The organism is Aeromonas sp. 601027, from assembly GCF_049174455.1.
Lineage (GTDB): Bacteria > Pseudomonadota > Gammaproteobacteria > Enterobacterales > Aeromonadaceae > Aeromonas > Aeromonas veronii_A.
Genome location: NZ_JAAKTN010000016.1, coordinates 25,016 through 50,291, shown reverse-complemented (window position 1 = coordinate 50,291; position 25,276 = coordinate 25,016). Strand labels below are relative to the sequence as shown.

Sequence of the window (25,276 nt, the reverse complement as noted above, 5' to 3'; positions counted from 1 at the left end):
AAAAAGGCCCCGTATCGGGGCCTTCGCATGTGATTGATGATTAATGTCCGCCGTTTGCTTTGGGCGGAATGGTTTCATCGAATACCGGCAAGGGTTTGTGCTCGGAAGCCAGATAGGTGTAGATCACCGGCAGCACGAACAGGGTGAACAGGGTACCGATGGCAAGACCTGCCACGATGACGATACCGATACTGAAACGCTGTGCCGCACCGGCGCCAGCGGCGTAGAGCAGCGGGATCAGACCGGCAATCATGGCGGCAGTGGTCATCAGGATCGGACGCAGACGCACCTTGGCGGCCTGCATCACGGCTTCCATCCGGTTCATGCCGCGCAGCAGCTGCTCTTCCTTTGCTACTTCACAGATCAGGATACCGTGCTTGGTAATCAGACCCACCAGGGTGATGAGGCCCACCTGGGAGTAGATGTTCATGGTCGCCATCCCCCATGCCAGGGCAATCAAGGCCCCGCTGATGGCGAGCGGTACAGAGACCATGATGACCAGCGGGTCACGCACCGACTCGAACTGGATCGCCAGCACCAGGAAGATGATGGCCAGTGCCAGCGCGAAGGTGGCATAGAGCGCATTGCCTTCGGTGACGAACTGACGGGCTTCACCCATGAAGTCGTAACGATAGCCTTGCGGCAGCTTCTCGTCGGCGGTGGTCTGGAACCAGTTGATCGCATCACCCATGGCCACACCCGGAGCCGGAACGGCACCGATAGTGGCGGAGTTCAGCTGGTTGAAGTGGGGCAGGGCGCGGGGCTCGCCAACCACTTCAATGGTGATCAGGCTGCCGAGCGGGATCGACTTGCCATCTGCGGCCCGCACGTAGTAGCCCTTGATGGACTCCGGATTGAGACGGTATTTGCGCTCGACCTGCGGGATCACCTCGTAGGAGCGGCCATCCAGGTCGATACGGTTGACGTAACCGTCCGCCATCATGGTGCCCATGGTGATACCGATATCCTGCATGGTGATGCCGTAGGCACCCGCCTTGTCCTTGTCGATGCGGATCTTCATGGTGGCGGAGTCGTAGTTCAGATCGAGATCCGAATAGACGAACTGACCGTTACTCTGCGCCGCGGCCAGAATTTCACCGGCCACCAGGAACAGGCTTTCGAAGCTGTTCGGGGTGGTGATGACGAACTGGATCGGCAGACCACTCGATGCTCCCGGCAGTTCCGGGAACTGGAAGGTGGTGATGGCCATACCCGGGATGTCTTTCACCAGATTGGCGACCCGATCCAGCACCTCTTTCTGGCTCGCTTCACGTTGGCTCCAAGGCACCATGGAGGCGATACCGAACGCCTGGTTGGCGTTGAACACCCCTGAGAAGACCTGGGAGAAGGCGATCTCGGGCTGCTCGTCCAGGATCTTGTTCACATCCGCCATGGTGTTTTCGATGTAGTCCAGGTTGGCGTTGGACGGTGCGGTACCCAGCACGGCCATTACCCCCTTGTCCTCTGACGGTGCCAGTTCGCTCGGGATGAACTTGAACAGCAACGGCAGGCTGGCGAACACGATGACGGCGAACACCACGATGACGGGGCGCTTTTTCATCACGGCGTGCAGCATGCTGTCGTAGCGATCGGTCATCCGTTCCAGCAGGTGGTGGACCGTGCTCTCGAATTTGCCCGGTTGCTCGTTGGCCTTGAGCATCTTGGAACACATCATCGGTGACAGGGTCAGGGCGATGATGCCCGAGACGAACACGGCACCTGCCAGGGTCAGGGCAAACTCCTTGAACAGGGAGCCGGTGATACCCCCCATCAGGGCGATAGGTGCGTATACCGCCGCCAGGGTGACCGTCATGGCGATAACCGGCACCGCAATTTCACGGGTACCGATAATGGCGGCCCGGAACGGCTCTTCACCTTCTTTGATATGGCGGTCGACGTTCTCCAGCACCACGATGGCGTCATCCACCACCAGACCGATCGCCAGCACCATCGCCAGCAGGGTCATCAGGTTTATCGAGAAGCCGAACATATCCATCATCATCACCACGCCGATAAGACTGAGCGGAATGGTGATGATCGGGATGATGACCGCGCGGAACGAGCCGAGGAACAGGGTGATGACCACCAGAACGATGGCGGCTGCCTCCAGGATGGTCTTGATAACCTCGTGGATGGACTCGTTGATCGCCACGGTGGAGTCATACATCACGTTGAGACGCATGGTGCTCGGCATATTGCGCTCAAGGCTCGGCAGCAGTGCCAGCACATCGCGGGCGATGTTGATGGGGTTGGCTGTCGGGGCGGCATTGACCGCCATGACCACGGCTTCGCGACCATTGGCGCTGGCACGATAGACATCGTGACTCTTCTCGAGGGTTACCTTGGCGATGTCCGCCAGACGGATCACCTTGCCGTCGCGGGTAGCCACCACCAGTCGCTTCAGCTCGTCGACATCCTTGACCTGGGTCTCGGCATTGCCATTGAACAGGGTGAAGTAACCGGTCGCCTGACCTGTCGCGGACTGATAGTTGTTGCTGTTGAGCACCGTCATCACGTCGCTGGCAGTCAGGTTGAAGGCCGCCATCTTGGCCGGATCCAGCCATACCCGCAGGGCAAACTCGACACCGCCGTAGAGGTCAACCTTGGAGACCCCGCCGACAGTAAAGAGCTGCGGCTTGATAACCCGCTCCAGATAGTCGGTGATCTGGCTGGAGTTGAGCTCCGGGCTGGTAAAGCCGAGGTAGAGCACCGCCGTGGTTGAACCGGTGGAGGAGGTGACCGAGGGGTCTTCCGCCTCTTTCGGCAACTGAGAGCGCACCGAGTTCACCTTCGCCAGGATGTCGGACAGCGCGGCGTTGGGGTCGGTATTGAGCTTCATGTATGCAGTGATGGTGGAGCTACCCAGCTGGCTGGAGGAGGTCATGAAGTCGATGTTGTCGGCTTGCGCGACCGCCTGTTCCAGCGGCTGGGTGATGAACCCCTGGATCAGATCAGAACTGGCGCCATAGTAGCCAGTGCTGACGGTGATCACCGTGTTGGTCACCTCGGGGTATTCCCGTACCTGCATCTTGAAGATGGCCTGAAAGCCCAGCAAGGCGATCAGGAAGCTGAGCGAGATCGCCAGCACAGGCCGTTTTATAAATATGTCAGTAAATCGCATCGCAGATCTCCGCGCTTACAGCATCGGGGTTTGTGCCGGAACGGCCAGGGCATCGTTCTCGACCACATGCACCTTGGTGTCGTTGCTCAGGCGAACCTGACCCGACAGTACGATCTGGTCACCGGCCTGAATGCCAGAGAGCACATGCACATCGTTGCCACGGCGCTCACCCGCCTTGACCACAACCTGCTTGGCTCGCAGCACTTTCACCTTGTTACCCTCTTTGTCGGTCTCTTCGCCCTCTTTGAGCACATAGACGTTCTGACCGTAAAGGGTGAAGGAGATAGCGGTCTGCGGGATCACGATCTGATCTTTCACCGTCGGCAGAATGATGCTGGCGCGGGCGAACATACCGGAACGGAGCTGACCGTCGTTGTTCGGAATGTCTGCCTGTACCTGGATCAGGCCGCTCTGGAAGTTGACCGCAGGCTCGATGGCGGTGATATGGCCGTCAAACTGGGTTTGCGGATAGGCATCCACATTGATCTTGATGGTCTGGCCCAGCTTGATTTTGGAGATATCGGTCTGGGGCACGGTGAAGCGCAGACGCATCACGCTGGTATCTTCCAGGCGCACGATATCTGTGCCTGGTTGCAGATACTGGCCAAGGAACACATTGCGCAGGCCGACCACGCCGCTAAAGGGCGCGCGCACTTCACGACGGGCAATGGTCGCCTTCAGACTCTCGATATCCGCTTCCAGCGAGCGATAGGCCGCTTCGGCTTCATCCAGCTGCTCTTTGGAGATGGAGCTGGTCTTGTAGAGGTTCTGGAAGCGTTCGAATTTGGCTTTTGCCGCTGGCAGCTTGGCCTGGGAGGCGCGCAGATTGGCCTTCTCCACGGTGGAGTCCAGGCTCAGCAGCAGTTGGTCAGCCTTGACCGGTTTGCCCGACTCAAAGGTGATGGCATCAATGGTGCCAGCCAGTTCGGTGGAGAGGGTCACCCCCTGATTCGGCTCGATGAAGCCGATCGCTTCGATGGTCGGTACCCAATCCTGCGCCTTGGTCACCATGGCGGTGACGGGGAACTCGGGTTCCGGCCGGTTGGCCATGTATTGGGCAATCATCTTCTGTTTGAACAAATTGAAGCCGATGACGCTGCCAAACAAGGCGATCGCTATCAGCAACATAATGGCCATCCACTTTTTCATGAACAGGCTCCTGAGGTGGAAAGATTGGGGGATAAAATGGCATTCCAGCTGGCCCGGATCGCGGTTTCCAACTGCGATTCGGTCAGCGTGATGTTGTGCACCCTGCACTGCAGGGCCAGATGCATGACACTGTCCAGACTCAACACTTGGAGTGCCCGTATCGGTAAATCAATAAACAATCCTTGTTCAACGCCCTGTTCAAAAAATCGGTCCAGAGGCTCCCAGGCGGCCAGAATGACAGGATTGGTCTCCAATTCTGCCCCTAGCGGAGAGCTCTCGTACTGCAATTTGCACCGGATAGCGTTGGGTTCGTTAACAAAAATGGCATGAATATTGAGCCATAATTGGCGAAATTGTTGAAATGAAACTTTATCGATTGCTACATCGGCCATGACCATGGGCACACACTGCAAGATAGTGTGCTGGTGCAGTTGCCGGATCAGATCATCCTTGTCGCCGAAGTAGCGATAGATGGTGCCGGTGGCAACATTGGCCTTCTTGGCGACTTCTGCAATCGACAGACCATGAAAACCCCGTTCACCCAGCACCTCATGGGCCGCGTTGAAGATGCTCTCTTTTTTATCCAGAATCATCAGTGTGACTTTCGATTGAATGAACGTTCATTCATTCTAGATGGGCATCAAATCAAGTCAAGGCAGCAAGGTGATTTGTGACAGCGATCTGCCCCTTTTCGGCTGGCAGCAGGGGAATAGTGGAAGAAAAGTGCGCAATGTGCTTGAAAAAGCAACGAACAGTGTTTCGGTGACAGAAAAGTGTAGACAAACCAGCAACCATCATTAATAATGCGCCCCGTTCGACAGCGTAGCGCCCGTAGCTCAGCTGGATAGAGCGCTGCCCTCCGGAGGCAGAGGTCACAGGTTCGAATCCTGTCGGGCGCACCATCAAAAGTGCGTCGGTTAAACGGGCGTTGTTGTGGAACGAAAACAGCTGTGGTGGCTGTAGCTCAGTTGGTAGAGTCCCGGATTGTGATTCCGGTTGTCGTGGGTTCGAGCCCCATCAGCCACCCCATTTTACAGCTTGTCAGGTACGCGAAGGTGGCGGAATTGGTAGACGCGCTAGCTTCAGGTGTTAGTGCCCCCCGGGTGTGAGGGTTCGAGTCCCTCTCTTCGCACCATACTTGCTGTATGACGAGGATGGCCATCAGGTCGTCTTTGTTTTTTTGAAGTAAACTATTTTGAAAGAAATAGCCTCGGTGATTAGCGCAGTCCGGTAGCGCATCTGGTTTGGGACCAGAGGGTCAAAGGTTCGAATCCTTTATCACCGACCACGTTTAGAAAAACCTCGCTTCGGCGGGGTTTTTTGCTTTCCGGCCTCCGCCGTGCCAGTACTCTCTCCCTGTTACGTCTGTTTACACTCTATTTGGGCAGCGCGCCCCGCCTTTCGGTTATGCTTCAGCCTCGAGTCACTGACAACCGGATGTCATCGGCCCATTTCAGGCATTTTTCCATGAATAACAAAATTTCCTTTGCTTGCTCTCCTGCCCTGCTGGCTGCCTTGCTGCTGGGGGGGTGTACCATCAAGCCGCCATCCACCGATGTGATGATTGGCTCCATTGCATCACAACCGCAGGAGGATCGCTCTCTCTCCCCCTTGCTAACCAGCGGTGATTTTTGCGTTGCAGTGTCCCAACAGAAGGTGTTGGCACAACCTTGCAGCGGAAAAGACGATCAACTGTTCGAGTGGGATCTGGGTGAGTTGCGCCTGCAGGATCTCTGTTTGCAAGCTAAAAACGACAGCGAAGTGATGCTGGCCCCCTGTGACGGTCAGGCGCAGTGGGAGTGGCAGAAAGACAAGCTGTTCAATAGCAAGGTCTCCCGCTGCCTCGATGTGGCCGGGCGACGCCATACCCCCGGCACGCCGCTGCGGCTGGCCGAATGTTACGGTGGCGCAAACCAGAGCTTCAGCTGGCAGCGGCCCAATCCCTGGCTGGAAACCCTGAAAAAACAAAGCCTCACATGGTGAGGCTTTGTTGAATCGAATGTCGGGATGAAGAGGATCAGGCGGCGCTGACGCTCTCCAGCTCGAACAGCTTCTCCAGATAGACGGCGACGCCATCTTCGTCGGAGGTGAGGGTCTGCTCATACTCCGGCAGCGCCATTTTCAGGCGGTCATGGGCGTTGCCCATCACGATACCGCGTCCCACCATGGTCAACATCTCGAAGTCGTTCATGCCATCCCCGAAGGCGATCGCCTCGGACATATCGAACCCGTTCTGCTCCAGCACGGCACGCACAGCATTGCCCTTATGCACCCCGGCGTGCATCACTTCGAGACAGTCCGGCAGGGAGAAGGTGACGTTGAGCTGATCGCCATAGCGCTGGTTGAGGTGTGCCTCGATTTTCAGCAGCTTCTCGTGGTCGCCGATGTAGAACACCTTGTTGATCTGCTCTTTCGGTTCCTGCTTCAGGTCATCGACCAGACGGTAGGTGAACCCTGACTCGTCGTGGAACTGCAGCAGCCAGGGCAGCTCCTCTTCCACCACCCAGTCATCACCCTGATAGACATTTAGGTGGATAGAGGGGTCGCGCTCCAGCGCAATCAGTTCTGCGGCGATCTCGGTCGGCAGCGGCTGGTTGAAAATCAGCTGATCCTGTTTGTCATGGACCACGGCGCCATTGGAAGTAATAAGGTAGATGTCCATCCCCAGCGCATCGCGGAAGCTGCGAACGTCAACGTGATGACGGCCGGTGGCGACCACGAATTTCACACCTTGTTCTACCAGGCGGTGCAGGGTATCCCGGGTACGGGGAGAGATCTGGTGCTGCTTGTTGAGCAGAGTGCCATCGAGATCGGATACAACTACCTTGAACATCATTACCTCGGCATCGATTGAAAACAGGGGCAGTTTACCTTAGCCCGCACTGTCACCCCATTTATTTAGGGTTACAAAAAATAGCCAGCTCAGAAGCGGGCGAAAAAGTCGACCATCGCAGTCAGGGCGGGCTGGCGCTTGTCATCGGATTCGATAAACAGCTCGTGCCAGGCCCCCTCGATGCGCAGCGGTTTGCCCCCTTCGCACCTGGCAATGGTGCAGAAGCGATCCTGCGCGGCATTGTCCACCACGCTGTCGTTGCCAGCCTGCAGCACCAGCAGCGGGGTTTTGATGGCGCCCGCATCGGCGATTGCGGCATCTGCACCGGTGATCCCCTGATAAATCCAGTGGGCGGTCGCGCCACCCAGCTTGATCTGCGGGTGCTGCTCGTAGATTTGGCGGAAGGCTTGATAGCGGGGCTGGCTGTGAGTCAGTTCGTTGTCGGCAAAGCCGTGATCCTGATAGGCGCCCTGACCGGGGCCGTAGGGAGGCTCACCAATCCAGCCGCCGACCGTGCCTATGGTGCTCGCCAATCCCTTGGCCAGCCACTTGGGCAGACCGCCGAGATTGATGCCCAGCATGGGGGAGGAGAGCACGGCCGCCTTGATATCATCGGGCCAGCGTTCCAGATAGCGGGCCGAGATGGCTCCGCCCATGGAGTGGGCCAGCAGGAACAGCTTGGCAGGCTGGTCCGCCATGATTATCTGGTCGTGAAACTGCTTCAGATCGACGACATAATCGTCGAACTGGTCGACATATCCCTTCTGTGGATCATCCAGCATCCGGTCGGACATCCCCTGACCGCGATGGTCGATGAGATAGAGGCTGTAGCCCTGACGCCAGAGATCCCACGCCAGCTCCTGATACTTGAGGTAGCTCTCGACCCTGCCATTGACGATCAGGATGGCGCGATCAACCTTGGCTTGCCGTAGCGCGACATAGCGGATGGTGACGCCATTCTTGCCCTTAAACTCTCCTTCAACCGCATGCTGGCGCCAGAAGTCGGGCAGGGTTTGCTGGTAAAGGCTGGGTACATCGGCTTCGCTGGTGAGCTGATAGGTATTGGTCACGGCAAGGGCTCCGGCAGAAAACAGGGTCAGGGCCAACAGGGAAAGAGAGAGTGGTTTCATCAGGCACACTCCTGTTGCCAATGGTGATAAAGGGCCGCGATATCCCCCGAGCAGAGCAGCGCCATGCAGGCTTGCAAGCGAGGCAGGGGCCAGTCCCACCACTGCATCTCTTGCAGCATGAGGATCTGCTCATCGCTGAAACGGCGGCGGATCGGCTGGGCCGGGTTGCCGCCGACTATGGTGTAAGGGGCCACATCCTTGGTCACCACGGCGCGGGTGGCGATGACCGCACCATCACCTATGGTGATGCCGGGCATGATCATCGCTTCCGAGCCGATCCAGACATCGTTGCCAATCCGGGTGTCTCCCTTGCGCAGAAAGCCGCTACGGGCCCCTTCGCCAAAGGTGTCGGGATTGAACGGGAAGGTGGAAACCCAATCCAGCCGGTGGCCCTGATTGCCCGCCAGCATGAAGGTGGCGCCCGAGCCGATGGAGCAGAACTTGCCGATGATCAGCTGATCCACCTCGCCCCAGAGGCCGCTCTCCCAGGTGTCGCGGGTCGAGCCATCGCCGAGCAGGTAACGGACGCAGTGATCCTCGAACGGCTTGCCGTGATAGTAGCCGGAGTAGTAGCTGTAGTCGCCGGCCTCTATGTTCGGGTTGGTCAGGTGATCCCGGATGATTTGCGATTCCAGCCAGCTGCCAAAAGGGTTCTCCATCACTCCTCCTGCGGATCGTCCTGCTCGCTCTGCTGCGCCCACCCTTTGCGGGTCAGCTGCATCCGTTGCCACCACTCTTCGTCCGCCAGAATTTCACCGGCCGGGCCGAGCTGGGGGTAGGGCATCTCTTTCTCTTTGCAGAGCTGGGCATAGATAGGATAACCCCCCTCGAACAGGATGCTGTTTTGCTCCTCCAGCGTGAGCGGGCAGCCGCGTTGATAGCAACCGGCCAGCTCGCGCTGGCGCTGCGCCTCGTAGAGGATGGCGGCGGCAGCCACCGAGACGTTGAGGGACTGCACCATGCCCACCATGGGGATGACGATATGGTGATCGGCCAGGGCCAGCGCCTCTTCACCGATGCCGTGCTTTTCCTGACCCACCAGAATGGCAGTCGGTTTGGTGTAGTCGATGGCGCGAAAATCGACCGAGCTTTCAGAGAGATGGGTCGCCAGGATCTGCATGCCGGAGGCTTTCAGCTCGGCAACGGCTGTGCCGATATCCGGGTGCAGTTTTACATCCACCCAGTTCTGGCTGCCGCGGGCGGTGCCCTTGCGCTTGTGGATCCAGGTTTTGGGCCAGACGGCGTGTACCCGGTGGATGCCGATGGCATCGGCGGTACGCACGATGGCGGCCAGATTGTGAGGTTTGTGTACCTCTTCCATACAGACGGTCAAATCGAGCTGACGCTGGGCCAGCATGTCGGTGATGCGCTTGAAGCGTTCGGGGGTCATGGCTTGTCTCAATAAAAGCAGCAGGCGGCTTGCGCCGCCTGTGTTCAGTTCTTCTGTCGGCTCACCTTGAGCACGTTGGGCATCACGCGGATCTTGCGCATGATGTTGGCCAGGTGGATGCGGCTCTTGGTGGTGATGAGCAGGCTGACCTGATAGACCCGGCCATCCTTCTCTTCGGTGCTGATGGCGTGAATGTTGGCGCCGGTGGCGGCAATCACGTTGGCCAGCTCGGCCAGCGCACCCTGATGGTTGACGATTTCGATGCTGATACCGGTGCGGAACTCCTGTTCCTGCTCCTTGTCCACTTCCCACTGCACCGGCAGGTACTTGTCCGGCTCCTTGCTGTAGCCCTTGATGTTGCGGCAGGCTTCCTGGTGGATCACCAGACCCTTGCCCGGGCTGATGTGGGCGATAATGGCATCCCCCGGGATCGGACGGCAGCAGTTGGCGAAGGTGACCAGCATGCCGTCGGCACCCTTGATCGGCATCTTCTTGCTGCTGGTTTTGGGCTGCTCTTCCGGCGGCAGTTCATCCCCCAGCATGCGGCGCGCCACCATGACGCTCATGGCGTTGCCGAGGCCCACATCGGCCAGCAGCCCCTGTAGATTTTCGTGCTTGGTATCGGCCAGCACCTGCTTGATGCGTGGCTCGGGAATATCTTCGATATTCTTGGCGCCTAGTGCATGGTTGAGCAGGCGGCGACCCAGCACCACCGACTCTTCGGTGCGCAGGTTCTTGAGGAACTGGCGGATCTTGGAGCGAGCCTTGGTGGTCACCACGAAGTTGAGCCAGGCTGCATTGGGGCGAGCCCCCGGCGCCGTGATGATCTCCACCGTCTGGCCCGAGTGCAGCGGGCTGCTGAGCGGGTAGGGGTGGCGGTCGACCCGCGAACCGACGCAGGCGTGGCCGATGTCGGTGTGCACCGTATAGGCAAAGTCCACCGGCGTGGCGCCAGCGGGCAGCTCCATGATTCGTCCTTCCGGCGTGAACACGTAGATCTCGTCGGGGAAGAGGTCGGTTTTGACCCCTTCGATAAATTCAAACGAGCTGCCGGCGCTCTGCTGCAATTCCAGCAGGCTCTGCATCCAGCGCTGGGCGCGGATCTGGGCAGTGGTGCCCGAGCTGTCGCCATCCTGCTTGTAGGCCCAGTGGGCGGCAACCCCTTTGTCGGCCATCTGATCCATGAACTCGGTGCGAATTTGCACCTCGACCGGTACCCCGTGCGGCCCCACCAGAGAGGTGTGCAGCGACTGGTAGCCGTTGGTCTTGGGGATGGCGATGTAATCCTTGAAGCGGCCGGGGCGCGGTTTGTAGAGGCTGTGCATCTGCCCCAGCACCCGGTAACAGGTATCTATGTCCTTCACCTTTACCCGAAAGGCGTAGATATCCATTACCTCATGAAATTGCAGCTCTTTTTTCTCCATCTTGTTGTAGATGGAGAAGAGATTCTTCTCGCGGCCACTGACCTGATGCTCGATCCCCGCCTCTTTCAGACGACCGCTGATTTCGCTCTGGATGGAGTCGATGATCTCGCGGCGATTGCCACGGGCGCGGCGCACCGATTCGCGCAACACGCGGGATCGCATGGGATAGAGCGCCTCGAAACCCAGCTCTTCCAGCTCGTTCTTCATGGTGTGAATACCGAGGCGGTTGGCGATGGGGGCGAAGATTTCGAGGGTTTCCCGGGCGATGCGGCGGCGTTTGTCAGGGCGCAGGGAGCCCAGGGTGCGCATGTTGTGGGTGCGGTCGGCCAGCTTGATCAGAATGACCCGGATATCCTGGGTCATTGCCATCACCATCTTGCGGAAGTTCTCGGCCTGCGCCTCTTTGCGATCGCGAAATTTCAGCTTGTCGAGCTTGGAGACCCCGGCCACCAGTTCTGCAACCGCATTGCCAAACTGTTCGGCCAGATCGGCCTTGGTGACCGAGGTGTCTTCGATGACGTCGTGCAGTACGGCGGCCATCAGGGTTTCATGATCGAGGCGCATGTCACCCAAGATTCGGGCAACGGCAACAGGGTGGGTGATATAGGGTTCGCCACTGGAACGCATCTGGCCCTGGTGGGCATCACGGGCCACCACATAGGCTTGCTTGAGCTTCTCAACCTGCTCTGGCGGCAGGTAGGAACTGGCTATTTCTTTAAGGTTTTCAAATAAATACAAGACAGTCCCCGCAGCGGTGAAACGGCAATTCGTGGAATTGAGGGTATAGCCCTGAGTTTGCGAGGTTTTCGAGCGGTTGTAAATGGGGATGAACAGTCGGCACCCGGGCGGGTGCCAACCGGAGGAATAACTTAACCGCGGCCTTCGGCGATGGCAGCAACGGCAGCCAGCTCGGCGGCTTCCTGCTCTTGCTGTTCGTAGCGGTCCTGGGTGTCCATCACTTGATTGTTCACCAGACCCAGCTCGATCTCACGCAGGGCGATCACAGTCGGCTTGTCGTTCTCTTCGTCGACCAGGGGATCTTTGCCTTGTACCGCGATTTGACGAGCGCGGCGCGCGGCGACCAGCACCAGGTCAAAACGGTTACCTACCTGTTTTACAGCATCTTCTACAGTAACGCGTGCCATGCAGGACTCCAGTGTTTGGGCTTTCTGTATTTAGAAAAGCAGTGTTTAAAAATGACGCAAAAGTTTACTTGTTTTTGGCTTACTCTGCCAGTAGCTGTTGCAGCAAGTTTTTTTGAGCCTGTTGCTGGTGACGCATCTCCAGCCGTTGGCACTCAATAATGGACCTGAGCTGGAACAGCGCCTGCTCGAAGTCTTCGTTGATAATGACATAGTCATACTCGTCGTAGTGCACCATTTCGGCAATGGCTTTCGCCATCCGGCCGGCAATCACTTCGGCGCTGTCCTGACCGCGCCCAATCAGGCGGCGCTCCAGCTCTTCGCGGCTGGGGGGCAGGATGAAAATGGATTTGGTCGGCATCTGCTCGCGGATCTGGCGGGCACCTTGCCAGTCGATGTCGAGGAATACGTCGATCCCCTTGGCCAGGCAGGCTTCGATGGCGGCGCGTGAGGTGCCGTAGTAGTTGCCGAATACTTCGGCCCACTCCAGAAAATCACCACGCTCGATCAGCGCCTTGAACTCTTCCACCTGAACGAAGTGGTAGTGTACGCCGTGCTCTTCGCCCGGGCGGGTGGCGCGAGTGGTGTGGGAAACCGATAGCTGCATCTTGCCAGCTTGATTGTGGTTGGTCAGCAAGGCATTGAGCAGACTGGATTTACCCGCGCCGCTCGGAGAAGAGATGATATAGAGTGTGCCTTGTTGCGCCATATTATTACCTTTAATCGAAACCGCTGTTTTGGTTGTAGCAGAGACCGCCGTCTTGTGCCCGAAAGGGAGACAGCCAAACGCAAAACGCGGAAAATTCTTGAGTCAGGGTGATGTAAAGGCGGCGAATTTTACCAGAATGCGGCGAATAAAAAAACGGCCGGAATCATATTCCAGCCGATCAAAGTATTCGTAGCTTGCTGCGGGAGCGTAACCCACATCAGCCTGCATTGTGCCTTTGGCTGAGGGCAGAGGCTATCAGGTTATCCCTGCCTGATGGCTCGGAATTCCCGAGGTGCCCTGTCATTACGGCAGTTGACGATCTGCACAGAGGCGGTCGAAGGCGGTGATCACCTGCTCGCTGGTGATTTTTCGCATGGCCTCCGGGTCTTTGAGACGGGTGCGCCAGCTCAATTCGGCCAGCGGCTTGCCGGTCTCCTGTTCGACCAGCTCCTGATAGACGCTGAGCACGTAGTCGCGGCACAGATAGGGGCCGGTGCGGGCCGGATTGTGGTGGGCATAGAGACCGATCACCGGCGTGCCCACTATGGTGGCCATATGGGTGGGGCCGGTATCGGGGGCCAGCACCAGACTCGCCTCACCAATCAGCGCCAGCAGTTGCTTGAGGTTGGTCTGCCCCACCAGATCGACCGGTTTGCTCTGGCTTAAGCGCTGGATCTCGGCAGCCAGATCCCGCTCCAGTTTGGCAGGCCCGCCACAGAGATAGACCTGAAAGCCCTTGTTGGCGGCGTGATCTGCCAGCGCGGCATAGCCTGCGGCCGTCCAGTTTTTGAATGCCTTGCTGGCGGCTGCGCAGATAAGCAGAGTCGGTTTGCCGCCAATCTTCTCCCTTGCCCACGCCTGATGATCGGCGCTGATGGGCAGTTGCCAGTCCGGGGTCAGATCCTTGATGCCAAGCTCTTTGGCGAAGGCGAGGAAACCGTCCAGCACATGGGGGGAGGCAGGCGAAGGCACTTTGTGGTTGGTGAACAGCCACTGGCCGTCGTTGGCCCGCTCCCGATCAAACCCGAGTTTGACCTTGGCGCTGATGCCGAGGGTGGCAATGCTGGCCCGCATCGCAGCCTGCAGGTGGAGCAGGGCATCGAATTTGCGCCCCTTGAGGGTATGCCAGAGATCGCGATAGCCGCGCCACCCCTTGCTCTTGTCGAAGGGGATTACTTCGACGCCGGGCAGATCAGCAAACAGGGTTGCCTCGATTTTGCCGGTGATCCAGGTGATGCGGGTTTGTGGCCACTCCCGCTGGATGACGCGCACCAGCGCCAGTGCGTGGCAGCAATCCCCGATGGCGGAGAGCCGCAGGATGCAGATGGAGGAGGGGGGCGTTTGAAATAGCGGCATGTTGTGGCGCACGGCTGGCAAAAAGGGTGGATGGCATTATGCAAACTCCCCTCTGGATTGTAAAATTGCGCACAATCGTCAGCCGGGATAGGCCGGGCCCAGCGCCATGACCTGTCTCTGCACGTTGTTGATTAAAGGCCACTATTGCGGGCATGCCAGAGCGGCAGCCTCATCGCCAATTGAAAAATTGCGATCCATGACCCACCGAGCGGGATCTCCACGATGCGAGTACAGACCGAACACAACCAGATCTGCTGGTATGCCGAAGGGGCCTTTCGCGACCCTTCTCCCCAGTTATTCGATCCTGCCTGGTGGCAGAACAACCGTCAGGTGGTGGGAACCTCCATCGGACGGGGAGTGACCTGGTTCGTTAAGGATGAGTCCCGCCATCTGGTGCTGCGCCACTACTATCGTGGCGGCATGGTGGGCAAGGTGGTGCGGGATCGCTTTTGGTTCGAAGGGGTTGAGTCGAGCCGCGCCATGGCCGAATACACCCTGCTGGCCAAGCTGTGCGAGCTGGGGCTGCCGGTGCCGCGTCCGTTTGGTGCCCGCATGGTCAAACAGGGCCCCTTCTATCGTGCCGATATCCTGATTGAGCGAATTCGCGGTGCCAAGGATATGGTGGCGCTGCTCAAGCAGGGGCCGGTGGCGACCGAGGTGTGGCACAAGATAGGCCAGACGGTGCGCCAGCTGCACGATGCCGGGGTCTATCACGCCGATCTCAACAGTCACAACCTGCTGCTCGATAAAGAGGGCAAGGTGTGGGTGATCGATTTTGACAAGGGTGCGATCCGTTCCCCCGGTGAATGGCAGAAGGCCAATCTGGAACGCTTGCTTCGTTCATTCAATAAAGAGTCTCAACTGCATACCAGTTTCCACTTCGTACCGGAGAACTGGCAGACCTTGATGAACGGGTATCAGGGAAAAGCGCTCTGACCCTGTTGCTCGGCGTGAACGCCAATGTTACTTATTGAGCAGGTATTCAGAGCCTGTTTCGAGGCGCCCCATGGAAATGCTCAAGACACCTTTGGTCGATGTGACTGCCCGGCTTGATCCGGGTCTGCTGTCTGATGCCATGGCGCTGCTGGAGGCGGGGATCTGGAGCTGGTCAGCCCAACATGGACTGCAGCGTGATCCCTCCTGCCTGCGCCTGTTGGGATTGGGAGAGTGCTGGCCGGATGATCTTGGCTGGCTGGATCGGGTGCATCCCGACGATGTTACCCGGCTGGAAGATGCCCTGCTCGCCTGCCAGAGCGGCCGCAGCAGCGGTCTGCGCCTCGAATACCGCATTCTGCATCATCACGGTCACTACATCCGGCTGGAAGAGCGGATGCGTCGCGATGAGCGGGGTTATCTGCTGGGGGTCGTCCGTCACCTCGATCCCGCTGCCGTGCTGGTGGAGGAGCGACATGGCACCGATCCGCTGACCGGACTGGAGAGCCGTGGCCGTTTCGAGCAACTGCTTGAAGAGCGGCTGGCGACCGAGAGCGGCACTTTCAGTCTGTTGCAGTTCTCGGTCGATCACATGGCCAAAATCCAGCAGTTGTTTGGTGAAGCGGCTTGCGACGCCATGCTGGCCAAGCTGGCGCGTATCGTGCGTCACGAACTGCGGCGGGAAGATCCCTTCGCCCGCTGGGATGAGGACGGTTTTATCCTGATGCTCTCCCAGACCGAGCGGATGAGTGCGCTGGAGATCGCCGAGCGGCTGCGCCTCGAGATTGCCGATGCCAGCCTGCTGTCACAGCGGCCGGTCACCGTCAGTATCGGACTGGTACAGAGTCAGGCTGGCGAGCTGCTCGATCATCTGCTGGCCCGGCTGGCCAGCTGTCACAGTCAGGCCAGACGGGAGCACAACACCGTCGTCGGCTGAGTGCGGTCAGGGTAGGCCGCGCTTGTCACGCTGGCAGACCCAGAGCGAGGCCAGCATCAGCAGGCCGCCGATGGTCAGTCGGGTCAGGTCGGTATCCTTGCCCCAGAGCAGCAGATTGACCAGCAAGCCGGCCGGAATTAGCGCATTGTTCATGATGGCCAGCACCCCGCTGGTGACCAGCGTCGCCCCCTTGTTCCAGAGGAAGTAGCCGAGGCCGGAGGCACCCACCCCCAACCAGAGCAGAATGCCCCACTGCAACCCTGACGTTGGGTATTGCGGCTTGCCCAGCAGCCACCAGGCGGGCAATGCGATCACCAGCGCTCCCAGATAGAAGCAGCCGAACACCGCCAGTTGCGGCGGTTGCTCCGCCTCCCTTGCCAGCAGTACCTTGTAGCCCACTTGACCTAGGGCGAAACAGAGGTTGGCCCCCTGCACCACCAGAAATCCCAGCACATAACTTTCGGTCAGGCCGTCGAAGCGGATGACGGCAGCCCCGAGCACCGCCAGCAGGGCGCCCCACAGATAGGTGGGCTTGAAGCGCCCCTCCAGCAGATCGTGGAGCAGGGTGACGTAGATGGGGGTGAAGATGGTAAAGACCAGTACTTCCGGCACCGTCAGCAGCAGGAAGGAGTGGTAGTAGAAGAGATACATGATGCCGAGCTGGATGGCGCCCAGCGCCATCAGCTTGGCCGCCAGATCGGGGCGCAGCCAGCGGCGGCGCAGGAAGGGGAGAAACACCAGACTGGCGAGGGCGATGCGGGTCAGCACCGAGAAGTAGGCATCCACCTGACCGGCGAGGTAGACCCCGATCAGGCTGAAGGAGAATGACCAGAGCAGGGTGACCCCTATCAAGTAGTTCATGTGTTTGATTTATCGTCAGTTGTCAATTTTAAGGGGGCTATGATGGCCGAGATGGAAGCGGCAATCCAGCGTTTATGGGCGCGATTGCCACAGGTCGGAGCATTTTTCTTTACCGCCAGCAATGGCGAGGGGTCGGCGACCGACTGGAATGGTCGGGGCGAGGGGCGTGTGCAGGTGGCCGATCATCAGGGGGGCTGGCTGTTTAACGAGCATGGCCGTTACATCACGCCTCATGGTAGGGAGCTCGCCATGCACAACCGCTTCTGGTGGCAGCGCAGTGCGCGGGGGATCCGTCTCTCCCATCTGCGTTATGAGGAGCCGGTCGAACTGTTCGAGCTGCTGCCGCAGGGGGATGGCTGCTGGCTGACCGCCGAGCCCCATCTGTGCGGGGCGGATCACTACAGCGCCGAGCTGACCGAGATAGACGGCGGTTTTCTGCTGAGCTGGCAGATCACCGGGCCGCGCAAGAACGAGCGACTCAGCTATCGCTATTCGGTTTGAGTTTCAGATGGTTGTCGTTGGCTTTTTTGGCCAGTCAGTCTGATATATCAGGCTGACTGGTGGAATGTGTATCAGTCTGGCGAGCTCGGCTAAGTTTCCCGTGAAGGTGTTGCTCACACTTTATGTTGTCAGTAGCTCTGCAAAAGCGTTTATCAGCCTTATCAGGGCAAACGCTGCTACGGCAACGCATAGGTTTTCTAACGGACTATTGGTCGCCAAGGCATGAAGGGTATCGGATATGACAAGATCAGTACGCATGTAAATTACCTTAATGAGTCGGTTTTATTCCTAATACCCAGTTCTTTAAGGATTCACTGTTGGTGAGAAACCACTGTTAGATCAGCCCCCCATCAAAACAGTTGATAACAGGTAACGGTCTTCTCCTGATCTCGAACATAAAAAAACCGGCGCAGAGCGCCGGTAGCGGGGGACAAATCGGAGGTTTTTTAAAACAGTCCCAAAAACAGGAGAGATAGACTCTCGTCACACATTCAGAGATGGACTTCAGGCATTCAGGGCATAGCTCAGCATGGCTTGCAGCTTGCTATCGAAGAGCCAGGGCAGCAGTACCATCAGCAGGCCCAGGATCCCGGCCAGCCGCTGGCGATACTGCCAGCCGGCAATCAGTACCAGACCACCGCACAGTGTGGTCAGGATGCCTGACATAGGGAGACCTCGCGCTGCATACGACGCTGTTGCGCCCACTGGTTCATGGCGACCGAGCCGAGGATCAGGGCCAGAGCAACACCTGTGGTGGGGTGGATCTGCTCGCCGAGGAACAGGGCACCCAGCATCACGCCGAACAGCGGCACCAGATAGTTGCTGAAGGAGGCGAACGTCGGGCCGGCCTTCTGGATCAGCGCCATGTAGAGGAAGTAGACCAGACCGGTACAGAGGGTACCCAGCACGGTAATCGCGCTCAGGGCCTGGGTGCTCGGCAGGGCCAGGCTGCTGAGGTCAACCATGAAGGGGGCGACCAGCAGCAACTGGATTGCCGAGGAGATCAGGATATTGCGGGCGACCACGACCGGATGGTCCTTGGCGAAGCGCTTGATCATCAGCAGGCCGATGGCGAAGCAGCTGGCACCCAGCAGGATGGCCATGGCACCGAGCAGACCGGCGTTCATGCCCTGGGAGAGTTTCGGCCAGAACAGGGTGAGCACACCGGCAAAGCCGATGATCACGGAAAGCAGACCGGCTTTGGTGATTCTTTCACCAGAAATAAACAGCGGTGCAGCCAGAATGGTCACAAACGGGATACAACCCATGACCACGGCGGCGATGGCGCTATCCACATACTGTTGGCCCCAGGCGACCATGATGAAGGGGATGGTGGCATCCAGCAGGGCGATCAGCATATAGGTGCGCCACGGGGTGTGCTCACTCTTGAGCCGCATGAACAGGCAGAGCAGACCCAGGGTCAGGCTGCCGCACAGGGCACGACCGGCAGCCACCAGAATGGGGGGCAACTCGGCAACGGCCTGGTGCATGAAAATGAATTGGGAACCCCACAGCAGGCCAATGGCCAGCAATAACAGATAGCTACGCATTTGAATCTCCGATGTATTAAGCCAGCGCATTCTAGGCAATCTGTTACTATGGTAAAAATGAATTGTTGGCATTTAACTATGGCTAATATCGATGGATAGCTCGCTCGCCCGTCTCGACCTCAACCTGCTCGCCGTATTCGACATGCTGATGCAGGAGCGCAATGTCACCCGTGCCGCCGAACGGCTGCATCTCTCCCAGTCCACCGTCAGTCACGCCTTGGGGCGGCTGCGGGGGGCGCTGGATGACCCGCTGTTCGTGATGAGTCGGCGCGAGATGATGCCGACCGAGCGAGCCAAGGCGCTGGCTGGGCCGGTGCGCCAGGCGCTGGCGATGCTGGAGCAGGGATTGCGGCAGGCCAAAGGGTTTGATCCCACCACTGCGCGGCGGATTTTCCGTATCGCCACCCCGGGCTCGGTGGAGCATGGGTTGGTGCCGGTGCTGGTGGAGAGGCTCCATCGGCAGGCCCCTCACTGTCGGCTTGAGGTGTGCGAGCTGGCGGACAGCGACTACGAGCGGGAGTTGGAAAAGGGTGAGCTGGATCTGGTGATCGGTTTCGCCGGGGCGAATCATCTCTCACCCCGCTTGTGGCGGGAGGAGTGGTTCAACAACCCGCTGGTCTGCCTGTCGCCGCTCGGCAGCGAATTGCCCGATGTGCTGACTCCGGTCGAGCTGGTGAGCCGCCCCCACATCCACACCTCCAGCTGGGGTCACAGTCAGGCGATGGTGGAGCTCTGGCTGGCCCGTTTCGGGGTGGAGCGGGAGCTGGGCGTGCGGTTGCCGAGCTTTATGGCGGTGCCGCCACTGATGGCGACCGGCCGCTATCTGGTGGTGGTGCCCGAGATGATCGGGCGCCACTTCTGCCGCTACTACCCGCTGCGGATGCACCAGCTCGACCCCGCAATCCCCATCGTCTACCTGATGGCGGGGCACCCGCTCACCGCTCACGACGAGGCGATCGGCTGGTTCAAGAGCCTGCTGCACCAGTTGGTGTTCGACCTCTACGGCGACGATGCGCTCGGGACCCCCGCTCAGCGGATGCTGGCGAAGTAGTCGAGCCCCATGGCGCTTTTCACCTCCGCCAATACCTCATCGGTGATGATGCGGGCCTGCTCGGTGCCCTGATAGAGCAGTTCCAGCAGCATCTTCTTGTCGGCGATAGCCGCGGCCCGGCGCTCCCGCATCGGGGCGAGCAGGGTTTGCAGGCAGTCATTGAGCACCTGCTTGCAGCGCATGTCCCCTAGTCCGCCGCACCGGTAGTGGGCCTTCATCTCGGCGACCAGCGCCTTGTCGGGATGGAAGGCATCGAGATAGGCGAACACCGTATTTCCCTCCACCTGACCCGGATCGCTCACCTTGAGGTGGTTGGGGTCGGTATACATGGCGAACACCGCCTGTTTGACCTCTTCCGCCGACATGCCGAGCTCTATGGTGTTGCCGAGGGATTTGGACATCTTGGCCTTGCCGTCGATGCCGGGCAGGCGGCCGGTGTCACTCAGGATCGGTTGGCATTCGGTCAGCACCTCTTTGCCTACCAGAGAGTTGAAGCGGCGGACGATCTCGTTGGTCTGCTCCAGCATCGGCAGCTGATCTTCCCCGACCGGCACATGGCTGGCGCGAAAGGCGGTGATGTCGGCGGCCTGACTCACCGGATAGACCAGAAAACCGGCCGGCAGCGTGCGCTCGAACCCTTTCTGCTGGATCTCCGCCTTGACGGTGGGGTTGCGCTCCAGCCGCGCGACGCTGACCAGATTGAGGTAGTAGCAGGTGAGTTCGGCGAGGGCGGGCAGGGCGCTCTGCAAACAGAAGGTGGTCTTGGCCGGGTCGAGGCCGACCGCCAGATAGTCAGCCATCACCTCCAGCACGTTGTCTGTCACCTTGGCCGGGTTGTGGCCGTTGTCGGTCAGCGCCTGCAGGTCGGCGATCATCACGAATTGACGGTAGTGGTGCTGGGCTTCGACGCGCTGGCGCAGGGAGCCGACATAGTGGCCGATGTGCAGTTTGCCGGTGGGACGATCGCCAGTAAGGATTACGGGGTTGTGCATGTCACTCTCTCCAGTTGGGTGAGCCGGGAGGCGACAAAGGGATAAAAACAGTTGACCGCCTCTCGGCGGTCACGGTGTTTTCTTTGGGAAATCTTGAATGGAAACGCGGTGCCGCCTGTTTAGGAGCAGCACCACCAGTAGTTGTGATTGAATGCGGTCATGTTCATAGCAAATCAAACTACGCCGGTTTCATTACTTCTGCAAGGGGACGACCAGCAGATCGCAGGGCACCGTATTCATCAGCTGACGGGCGCTCGAGGTGAGCAGGCTCCAGAAGCTCTGGCGATGGCCGCACACCAGCAGGTCGATCTCGTACTCCTTGACCGCCTGATTGACCCGCTCGCTCAGATCGCCGCAGATCACCAGCTTCTTCTCGATGGGATAGTCCACCGAGGCCAGAAATGCCTCCAGCTTCTCTTTCGCTTCGGCGATCACCTGATCCTGCACGTTGTCGATGTCGATATCGATCATCTCGGTGTAGAGATCCTTGAGGTCCACATCGACATGGATAACCGACAGCTTGGCGCCGTTGGAGCGGGCTCTGTCCACCGCCTTGTCGATCACCTTGCGGTTATCTTCAGAGAGGTCGATCGCGGCCAGAATATGCTTGTAATAGGTTGTTCCACTCATGGGGGTTCTCCTTACCGATCCTTCAGTCCACTATACCAATCTCTGCTGAAACTAAAATGGTGCCTCAGGCACAGTTTTGGGATTTAAATGAGTTTAATGACGTGTGACACAGGGTCAGCCACTCAGTTATTAACCACTATTTGCCTATAAATTAAACAAGAGTTTGACGCCGGTCACACCCCTCGGCTTGCCGATCAGGGGGGAGAGGCATAGGATGGGCCCGTGCTTCGCAATGAACACAAAACAACAAAAAGCATCTGAATACCGCTTTGGGGAGCCACGTGCTCCCTTTTGTTTTTCTGCCTCAATTCCCGCGGCTTTTCTGACTGATAGCGATCCGGCATCAAGTTAATCTCCTTCGATTTGGTTATGCTGTAGCCAGTTTCTTTGGAGGCCTTCCCATGATCATTCATCCCCAGATTCAAGGTTGTGTTGCCCGCAACTGTCACCCCATCGGCTGTCGCGCCGCCGTGCAGCAGCAGATCGAACGGATCAAGGCCGCTGGCCCGTTCAACGGCCCCAAGCGGGTGCTGGTGCTGGGTGCCTCCTCCGGTTTCGGGCTGGCGTCGCGCATTGCACTCGCCTTTGGTGCCGGTGCCGACACCATTGGTATCTCCTTCGAGCGCGGCCCTTCCGACAAAGGATTGGGCAGCGCCGGCTGGTACAACAACATCTGGTTTCGCAAGGAGGCGGAGCAGGAGGGGCGTATCGCCATCAACCTGATCGGTGATGCCTTCTCCGACGGCATGCGTCAGCAGGCCATCGACACCATCCGTCAGCAGCTGGGGCAGGTGGATCTGGTGATCTATTCGATGGCGAGCGGCATCCGGGTGCTGCCCGACGGCACGCAGGTGCGCTCCGTGCTCAAGACCACCGGCCAGCCATTCAGCGGCTGGGGGCTGGATCTGGAGCGCGATACTCTGGTGCAGCAGTCGCTGGCGCCTGCCACGCCGGAGGAGATCCGCGATACCGTCACCGTGATGGGGGGCGAGGATTGGCAGCTCTGGATGCAGGCGTTGCAGCAGGCCGATTGTCTGGCCCCCGGTGCCCAAACCGTCGCTTACTCCTATATCGGCCCCGAATCCACCTATCCCCTCTATCGGGATGGCACCATCGGTTATGCCAAGGAGCATCTGCACGCCACCGCCGAGACCATCAACCTGCAGCTGGCCGAGATTGGTGGCCATGCCTGGGTGTCAGTCTGCAAGGCGTTGGTAACCAAGGCGAGCGCCTATATTCCGGTGTTGCCGGTCTATCTGGGCCTGCTGATGGGGGTGATGAAGGAGCGCGGTGTGCACGAAGGCTGCATCGAGCAGATGCAGCGACTGTTTGCCGCCAAGATGTACGGGCCCAATGGGGTGGTGGCCGATGGCAACCGGCTGATCCGAATGGATGACCACGAGCTGGACTCGGCCATTCAGGCCGCCGTCTCGGCGCTCTGGCCCAAGGTGACGCCGGACAATTTCCACGCGCTGGGGGACTTTGCCGGGCTGCGGCAGGATTTCATGCAGCTCAACGGCTTCGAGCTGCCGGGCGTAGATTATGCTGCGCCCGTGGATGTCGCCTCCCTTGGGGAGCTGACCCCCTGAGCTGAAAGAAACGGGATCTCCCTCTCGTTGGCGGGTTGATTCGCGGCGGGAGTGTGGCGACAATCGATACCAAATCACTGAGGAGAAACAAGATGCTGGCCCAAGCCATGATTGAGAAGTTGAACGAGCAGATTAACCTGGAGTTCTACTCCTCCAATCTCTATCTGCAGATGAGCGCCTGGTGCGAAGACAAGGGCTTTGAAGGGGCGGCGACCTTCCTGCGTCAGCACGCGGTCGAGGAGCGCCAGCACATGGAGCGTCTGTTCACCTACGTGAGCGAGACCGGCGCCATGCCCAAGCTGGGTGCCATCGATGCCCCTCCCCACGAGTTCAAGTCGCTGGGCGACGTGTTCCGTACCACCCTGGAGCACGAGTACCACATCACCAAGTGCATCAATGGTCTGGCCCACGTAGCCTTCACCACTCAGGACTACTCCACTTTCAACTTCCTGCAGTGGTATGTGGCCGAGCAGCATGAAGAGGAGAAGTTGTTCAAGAGCATCGTCGACCGTCTGGGTCTGGTGGGTGAAGATGGCAAAGGCCTCTACTTCATCGACAAGGAGCTGGCCGAACTGGCCAAGGGCGCCCCTGCCAGCATCATGGACAGCAACGCCTGATAGTCGTGGACACTTAGTGTTCAGCCAGTACAATAACGGCCCTTTTAAGGGCCGTTGTTTATTCTGGTGGGCAGCCACTATGGTTCTGTTCCGCCAGAGGCAATCTCGGTTCTGGCCAGGTGCCGTTTCTATTTTGATAAGTGAGTGATGATGAAGCAGGTCGATGTGGTGGTGATCGGGGCCGGTGCGGCCGGATTGATGTGTGCGGCGCAGGCGGGCTACCGTGGCCGCTCCGTGCTGGTGCTCGACAACGCCAAGAAGCCGGGCCGCAAAATCCTCATCAGTGGCGGTGGCCGCTGCAACTTCACCAACCATCAGGCGGGCGCTCACGCCTACCTGTCGGAGAATCCCCACTTCAGCAAGTCGGCGCTGGCCCGCTACACCCAGCAGGACTTTATCGATCTGGTGGATCGCCACGGGGTCAGCTATCACGAACGCACCCTGGGGCAGCTGTTTTGTCTCGAGAGCGCCAAGGATATCGTCGATGTGTTGCTCACCGAGTGCGACTGGGCCGGGGTGACCCTGCAGTTCCAGACCGAAATCCTCACCGTCAGCAAGCAGGACGAAGGCTTTGTGTTGACCACCAGCAAGGGTGAGATCGGCTGCCACTCGCTGGTGGTGGCGACCGGCGGTCTCTCCATGCCCAAGCTGGGCGCGACCCCTTATGGCTTCAAGCTGGCGGAGCAGTTCGGTCTCAAGGTGCTGCCGACCCGCGCCGGTCTGGTGCCCTTCACCCTCCATCAGGCGGAGAAAGAGGCGTTCGCCGATCTGGCGGGCATCAGCCTGCCGGTGGCGGTGACCGCCGAGGATGGCACTCGCTTCAAGGAGGCGATGCTGTTCACCCATCGCGGCCTCTCCGGCCCCGTCATCCTGCAGATCTCCTCCTACTGGCATGCGGGTGAGAAGATCCACATCAACCTGCTGCCGGAGCTGGATATTCCGGCTGCCCTGCGCGAGTGGGCGCAGGCTCACCCGGCGCAGGAGCTGAAAACCGTGCTGGGGCGCGAGCTGCCCAAGCGCTTCGTCGACAAGCTGGTGGAGCTGGGCCAGCTGGTCAGCAAGCCGATGCGCCAGTACAACGAGCGGGAGCTGGAAGCGGTGGCCAATTTGCTGGGTGACTGGCAGATCCTGCCCAACGGCACCGAGGGGTATCGCACCGCAGAAGTGACCCTGGGTGGCGTCGATACCAACGAGCTCTCCTCCAAGACCATGGAGGCGCGCAAGGTACCGGGCCTCTACTTCATCGGCGAAGTGGTGGACGTGACCGGCTGGCTCGGTGGTTACAACTTCCAGTGGGCCTGGTCCTCCGGCTGGGTGGCTGGTCAGTTCTGTTGATAGGAAGAAAAATCTGTGCAGAGATC

General features: G+C 59.2%; 24 protein-coding genes and 4 tRNA genes. 12 read left to right on the top strand and 16 right to left on the bottom strand.

The genetic code is table 11. The features are described 5' to 3' along the window. Positions 1–40: 40 nt before the first annotated feature. From G5193_RS18405 to G5193_RS18395, 3 genes are read right to left on the bottom strand one after another with little or no spacing between them, the layout of a single operon-like run. Positions 41–3,121: a multidrug efflux RND transporter permease subunit gene (locus G5193_RS18405; protein WP_421206769.1), complete on the bottom strand. Its 3,081-nt coding sequence runs from the start codon at positions 3,119–3,121 to the stop codon at positions 41–43. A gap of 15 nt (positions 3,122–3,136) precedes the next feature. Continuing rightward, complete coding sequence (locus G5193_RS18400; protein WP_216952544.1) at positions 3,137–4,270, bottom strand: efflux RND transporter periplasmic adaptor subunit; 1,134 nt, start codon at positions 4,268–4,270, stop codon at positions 3,137–3,139. Continuing rightward, entirely contained in the window at positions 4,267–4,863 is a 597-nt protein-coding gene (locus tag G5193_RS18395; RefSeq protein WP_005339267.1) for a TetR/AcrR family transcriptional regulator, read from the bottom strand. Before G5193_RS18395 ends, G5193_RS18400 begins: the two co-directional genes overlap by 4 nt. 232 nt (positions 4,864–5,095) lie before the next feature. Here G5193_RS18395 and G5193_RS18390 point away from each other — a divergent pair. From G5193_RS18390 to G5193_RS18370, 5 genes are all read left to right on the top strand, one after another. Continuing rightward, positions 5,096–5,172: transfer RNA gene (locus G5193_RS18390), tRNA-Arg, on the top strand. Between the two features lie 51 nt (positions 5,173–5,223). Then, positions 5,224–5,299: transfer RNA gene (locus tag G5193_RS18385), tRNA-His, on the top strand. A gap of 20 nt (positions 5,300–5,319) precedes the next feature. Then, positions 5,320–5,405: transfer RNA gene (locus G5193_RS18380), tRNA-Leu, on the top strand. Positions 5,406–5,481: 76 nt separating this feature from the next. Next, positions 5,482–5,558, top strand: a tRNA-Pro gene (locus G5193_RS18375). 179 nt (positions 5,559–5,737) lie between these two features. Beyond that, complete coding sequence (locus tag G5193_RS18370) at positions 5,738–6,253, top strand: ricin-type beta-trefoil lectin domain protein (protein WP_421206766.1); 516 nt, start codon at positions 5,738–5,740, stop codon at positions 6,251–6,253. A gap of 34 nt (positions 6,254–6,287) precedes the next feature. On the opposite strand, the gene G5193_RS18365 is transcribed toward G5193_RS18370, so the two are convergent. From G5193_RS18365 to G5193_RS18330, 8 genes are all read right to left on the bottom strand, one after another. Beyond that, positions 6,288–7,103 carry a Cof-type HAD-IIB family hydrolase gene (locus tag G5193_RS18365; RefSeq protein WP_005339262.1) on the bottom strand — a complete coding sequence of 272 codons (816 nt, stop codon included), beginning with the start codon at positions 7,101–7,103 and terminating at the stop codon, positions 6,288–6,290. Between the two features lie 89 nt (positions 7,104–7,192). Beyond that, positions 7,193–8,233 (bottom strand): alpha/beta fold hydrolase, encoded by a 1,041-nt coding sequence (locus G5193_RS18360; protein WP_421206764.1) that lies wholly within the window; start codon positions 8,231–8,233, stop codon positions 7,193–7,195. Beyond that, the gene (locus G5193_RS18355; RefSeq protein ID WP_421206762.1) at positions 8,233–8,892 is read right to left on the bottom strand and encodes a CatB-related O-acetyltransferase; all 660 of its coding nucleotides are present in this window, start codon (positions 8,890–8,892) and stop codon (positions 8,233–8,235) included. Before G5193_RS18355 ends, G5193_RS18360 begins: the two co-directional genes overlap by 1 nt. Next, positions 8,892–9,623: a tRNA (guanosine(18)-2'-O)-methyltransferase TrmH gene (gene trmH / locus G5193_RS18350; RefSeq protein ID WP_421206760.1), complete on the bottom strand. Its 732-nt coding sequence runs from the start codon at positions 9,621–9,623 to the stop codon at positions 8,892–8,894. The genes G5193_RS18355 and trmH overlap by 1 nt, the downstream gene beginning before the upstream one ends. A 44-nt stretch (positions 9,624–9,667) precedes the next feature. Further along, positions 9,668–11,785, bottom strand: coding sequence for a bifunctional GTP diphosphokinase/guanosine-3',5'-bis pyrophosphate 3'-pyrophosphohydrolase (spoT, locus tag G5193_RS18345; RefSeq protein ID WP_005339255.1), 2,118 nt, complete (start codon positions 11,783–11,785; stop codon positions 9,668–9,670). A 131-nt stretch (positions 11,786–11,916) separates the two neighbouring features. Further along, positions 11,917–12,192 carry a DNA-directed RNA polymerase subunit omega gene (gene rpoZ / locus G5193_RS18340; protein WP_005307060.1) on the bottom strand — a complete coding sequence of 92 codons (276 nt, stop codon included), beginning with the start codon at positions 12,190–12,192 and terminating at the stop codon, positions 11,917–11,919. Positions 12,193–12,271: 79 nt separating this feature from the next. Beyond that, positions 12,272–12,898: a guanylate kinase gene (gmk, locus tag G5193_RS18335; RefSeq protein WP_005339253.1), complete on the bottom strand. Its 627-nt coding sequence runs from the start codon at positions 12,896–12,898 to the stop codon at positions 12,272–12,274. A gap of 303 nt (positions 12,899–13,201) precedes the next feature. Further along, complete coding sequence (locus G5193_RS18330) at positions 13,202–14,254, bottom strand: glycosyltransferase family 9 protein (RefSeq protein WP_421206758.1); 1,053 nt, start codon at positions 14,252–14,254, stop codon at positions 13,202–13,204. A gap of 222 nt (positions 14,255–14,476) precedes the next feature. Here G5193_RS18330 and G5193_RS18325 point away from each other — a divergent pair, with 222 nt between their 5' ends. Beyond that, positions 14,477–15,190, top strand: coding sequence for a 3-deoxy-D-manno-octulosonic acid kinase (locus G5193_RS18325; RefSeq protein WP_005339249.1), 714 nt, complete (start codon positions 14,477–14,479; stop codon positions 15,188–15,190). A 70-nt stretch (positions 15,191–15,260) separates the two neighbouring features. Next, on the top strand, positions 15,261–16,124 hold the full coding sequence (locus G5193_RS18320) for a sensor domain-containing diguanylate cyclase (RefSeq protein ID WP_421206756.1): 864 nt from the start codon (positions 15,261–15,263) through the stop codon (positions 16,122–16,124). Positions 16,125–16,130: 6 nt separating this feature from the next. Here the strand turns inward: G5193_RS18320 and G5193_RS18315 are convergent, their stop codons facing one another. Further along, on the bottom strand, positions 16,131–16,985 hold the full coding sequence (locus G5193_RS18315; RefSeq protein ID WP_204384776.1) for a carboxylate/amino acid/amine transporter: 855 nt from the start codon (positions 16,983–16,985) through the stop codon (positions 16,131–16,133). A gap of 42 nt (positions 16,986–17,027) precedes the next feature. Between G5193_RS18315 and G5193_RS18310 the strand changes: the two genes are divergently transcribed. Then, positions 17,028–17,486, top strand: a complete 459-nt coding sequence (locus tag G5193_RS18310; protein WP_421206846.1) for a DUF6314 family protein — start codon at positions 17,028–17,030, stop codon at positions 17,484–17,486. 504 nt (positions 17,487–17,990) lie between these two features. Here G5193_RS18310 and G5193_RS18305 read toward each other — a convergent pair. After that, positions 17,991–18,152, bottom strand: coding sequence for a hypothetical protein (locus G5193_RS18305; RefSeq protein ID WP_158111039.1), 162 nt, complete (start codon positions 18,150–18,152; stop codon positions 17,991–17,993). Continuing rightward, positions 18,137–19,036 (bottom strand): DMT family transporter, encoded by a 900-nt coding sequence (locus G5193_RS18300; protein ID WP_219265247.1) that lies wholly within the window; start codon positions 19,034–19,036, stop codon positions 18,137–18,139. The genes G5193_RS18305 and G5193_RS18300 overlap by 16 nt, the downstream gene beginning before the upstream one ends. A gap of 91 nt (positions 19,037–19,127) precedes the next feature. Here G5193_RS18300 and G5193_RS18295 point away from each other — a divergent pair, with 91 nt between their 5' ends. Next, a complete protein-coding gene (locus G5193_RS18295) occupies positions 19,128–20,087 on the top strand; it encodes a LysR family transcriptional regulator (RefSeq protein ID WP_227341710.1) in 960 nt (319 codons plus the stop codon). On the opposite strand, the gene trpS is transcribed toward G5193_RS18295, so the two are convergent. Both trpS and G5193_RS18285 read right to left on the bottom strand, forming a co-directional pair. Continuing rightward, positions 20,066–21,079, bottom strand: coding sequence for a tryptophan--tRNA ligase (gene trpS / locus G5193_RS18290; protein WP_005357108.1), 1,014 nt, complete (start codon positions 21,077–21,079; stop codon positions 20,066–20,068). The genes G5193_RS18295 and trpS overlap by 22 nt on opposite strands. Before the next feature lie 192 nt (positions 21,080–21,271). Next, positions 21,272–21,709 carry a universal stress protein gene (locus G5193_RS18285; RefSeq protein WP_005339229.1) on the bottom strand — a complete coding sequence of 146 codons (438 nt, stop codon included), beginning with the start codon at positions 21,707–21,709 and terminating at the stop codon, positions 21,272–21,274. A 401-nt stretch (positions 21,710–22,110) separates the two neighbouring features. Here G5193_RS18285 and fabV point away from each other — a divergent pair, with 401 nt between their 5' ends. From fabV to G5193_RS18270, 3 genes are all read left to right on the top strand, one after another. Continuing rightward, complete coding sequence (gene fabV / locus G5193_RS18280; protein WP_227341711.1) at positions 22,111–23,298, top strand: enoyl-ACP reductase FabV; 1,188 nt, start codon at positions 22,111–22,113, stop codon at positions 23,296–23,298. A gap of 92 nt (positions 23,299–23,390) precedes the next feature. Continuing rightward, positions 23,391–23,915 carry a non-heme ferritin gene (ftnA, locus tag G5193_RS18275; protein WP_005339225.1) on the top strand — a complete coding sequence of 175 codons (525 nt, stop codon included), beginning with the start codon at positions 23,391–23,393 and terminating at the stop codon, positions 23,913–23,915. Between the two features lie 150 nt (positions 23,916–24,065). Then, positions 24,066–25,250, top strand: coding sequence for an NAD(P)/FAD-dependent oxidoreductase (locus G5193_RS18270; protein WP_421206753.1), 1,185 nt, complete (start codon positions 24,066–24,068; stop codon positions 25,248–25,250). The last annotated feature ends 26 nt before the right edge of the window (positions 25,251–25,276 follow it).

Excerpts from the sequence above, each read along its gene's own strand:
- G5193_RS18405 (WP_421206769.1), bottom strand. The coding sequence starts at position 3,121 with ATGCGATTTACTGACATATTTATAAAACGGCCTGTGCTGGCGATCTCG.
- G5193_RS18400 (WP_216952544.1), bottom strand. The coding sequence starts at position 4,270 with ATGAAAAAGTGGATGGCCATTATGTTGCTGATAGCGATCGCCTTGTTT.
- G5193_RS18395 (WP_005339267.1), bottom strand. The coding sequence starts at position 4,863 with ATGATTCTGGATAAAAAAGAGAGCATCTTCAACGCGGCCCATGAGGTG.
- G5193_RS18370 (WP_421206766.1), top strand. The coding sequence starts at position 5,738 with ATGAATAACAAAATTTCCTTTGCTTGCTCTCCTGCCCTGCTGGCTGCC.
- G5193_RS18365 (WP_005339262.1), bottom strand. The coding sequence starts at position 7,103 with ATGTTCAAGGTAGTTGTATCCGATCTCGATGGCACTCTGCTCAACAAG.
- G5193_RS18360 (WP_421206764.1), bottom strand. The coding sequence starts at position 8,233 with ATGAAACCACTCTCTCTTTCCCTGTTGGCCCTGACCCTGTTTTCTGCC.
- G5193_RS18355 (WP_421206762.1), bottom strand. The coding sequence starts at position 8,892 with ATGGAGAACCCTTTTGGCAGCTGGCTGGAATCGCAAATCATCCGGGAT.
- trmH (WP_421206760.1), bottom strand. The coding sequence starts at position 9,623 with ATGACCCCCGAACGCTTCAAGCGCATCACCGACATGCTGGCCCAGCGT.
- rpoZ (WP_005307060.1), bottom strand. The coding sequence starts at position 12,192 with ATGGCACGCGTTACTGTAGAAGATGCTGTAAAACAGGTAGGTAACCGT.
- gmk (WP_005339253.1), bottom strand. The coding sequence starts at position 12,898 with ATGGCGCAACAAGGCACACTCTATATCATCTCTTCTCCGAGCGGCGCG.
- G5193_RS18330 (WP_421206758.1), bottom strand. The coding sequence starts at position 14,254 with ATGCCGCTATTTCAAACGCCCCCCTCCTCCATCTGCATCCTGCGGCTC.
- G5193_RS18325 (WP_005339249.1), top strand. The coding sequence starts at position 14,477 with ATGCGAGTACAGACCGAACACAACCAGATCTGCTGGTATGCCGAAGGG.
- G5193_RS18320 (WP_421206756.1), top strand. The coding sequence starts at position 15,261 with ATGGAAATGCTCAAGACACCTTTGGTCGATGTGACTGCCCGGCTTGAT.
- G5193_RS18315 (WP_204384776.1), bottom strand. The coding sequence starts at position 16,985 with ATGAACTACTTGATAGGGGTCACCCTGCTCTGGTCATTCTCCTTCAGC.
- G5193_RS18310 (WP_421206846.1), top strand. The coding sequence starts at position 17,028 with ATGGCCGAGATGGAAGCGGCAATCCAGCGTTTATGGGCGCGATTGCCA.
- G5193_RS18305 (WP_158111039.1), bottom strand. The coding sequence starts at position 18,152 with ATGTCAGGCATCCTGACCACACTGTGCGGTGGTCTGGTACTGATTGCC.
- G5193_RS18300 (WP_219265247.1), bottom strand. The coding sequence starts at position 19,036 with ATGCGTAGCTATCTGTTATTGCTGGCCATTGGCCTGCTGTGGGGTTCC.
- G5193_RS18295 (WP_227341710.1), top strand. The coding sequence starts at position 19,128 with ATGGATAGCTCGCTCGCCCGTCTCGACCTCAACCTGCTCGCCGTATTC.
- trpS (WP_005357108.1), bottom strand. The coding sequence starts at position 21,079 with ATGCACAACCCCGTAATCCTTACTGGCGATCGTCCCACCGGCAAACTG.
- G5193_RS18285 (WP_005339229.1), bottom strand. The coding sequence starts at position 21,709 with ATGAGTGGAACAACCTATTACAAGCATATTCTGGCCGCGATCGACCTC.
- fabV (WP_227341711.1), top strand. The coding sequence starts at position 22,111 with ATGATCATTCATCCCCAGATTCAAGGTTGTGTTGCCCGCAACTGTCAC.
- ftnA (WP_005339225.1), top strand. The coding sequence starts at position 23,391 with ATGCTGGCCCAAGCCATGATTGAGAAGTTGAACGAGCAGATTAACCTG.
- G5193_RS18270 (WP_421206753.1), top strand. The coding sequence starts at position 24,066 with ATGAAGCAGGTCGATGTGGTGGTGATCGGGGCCGGTGCGGCCGGATTG.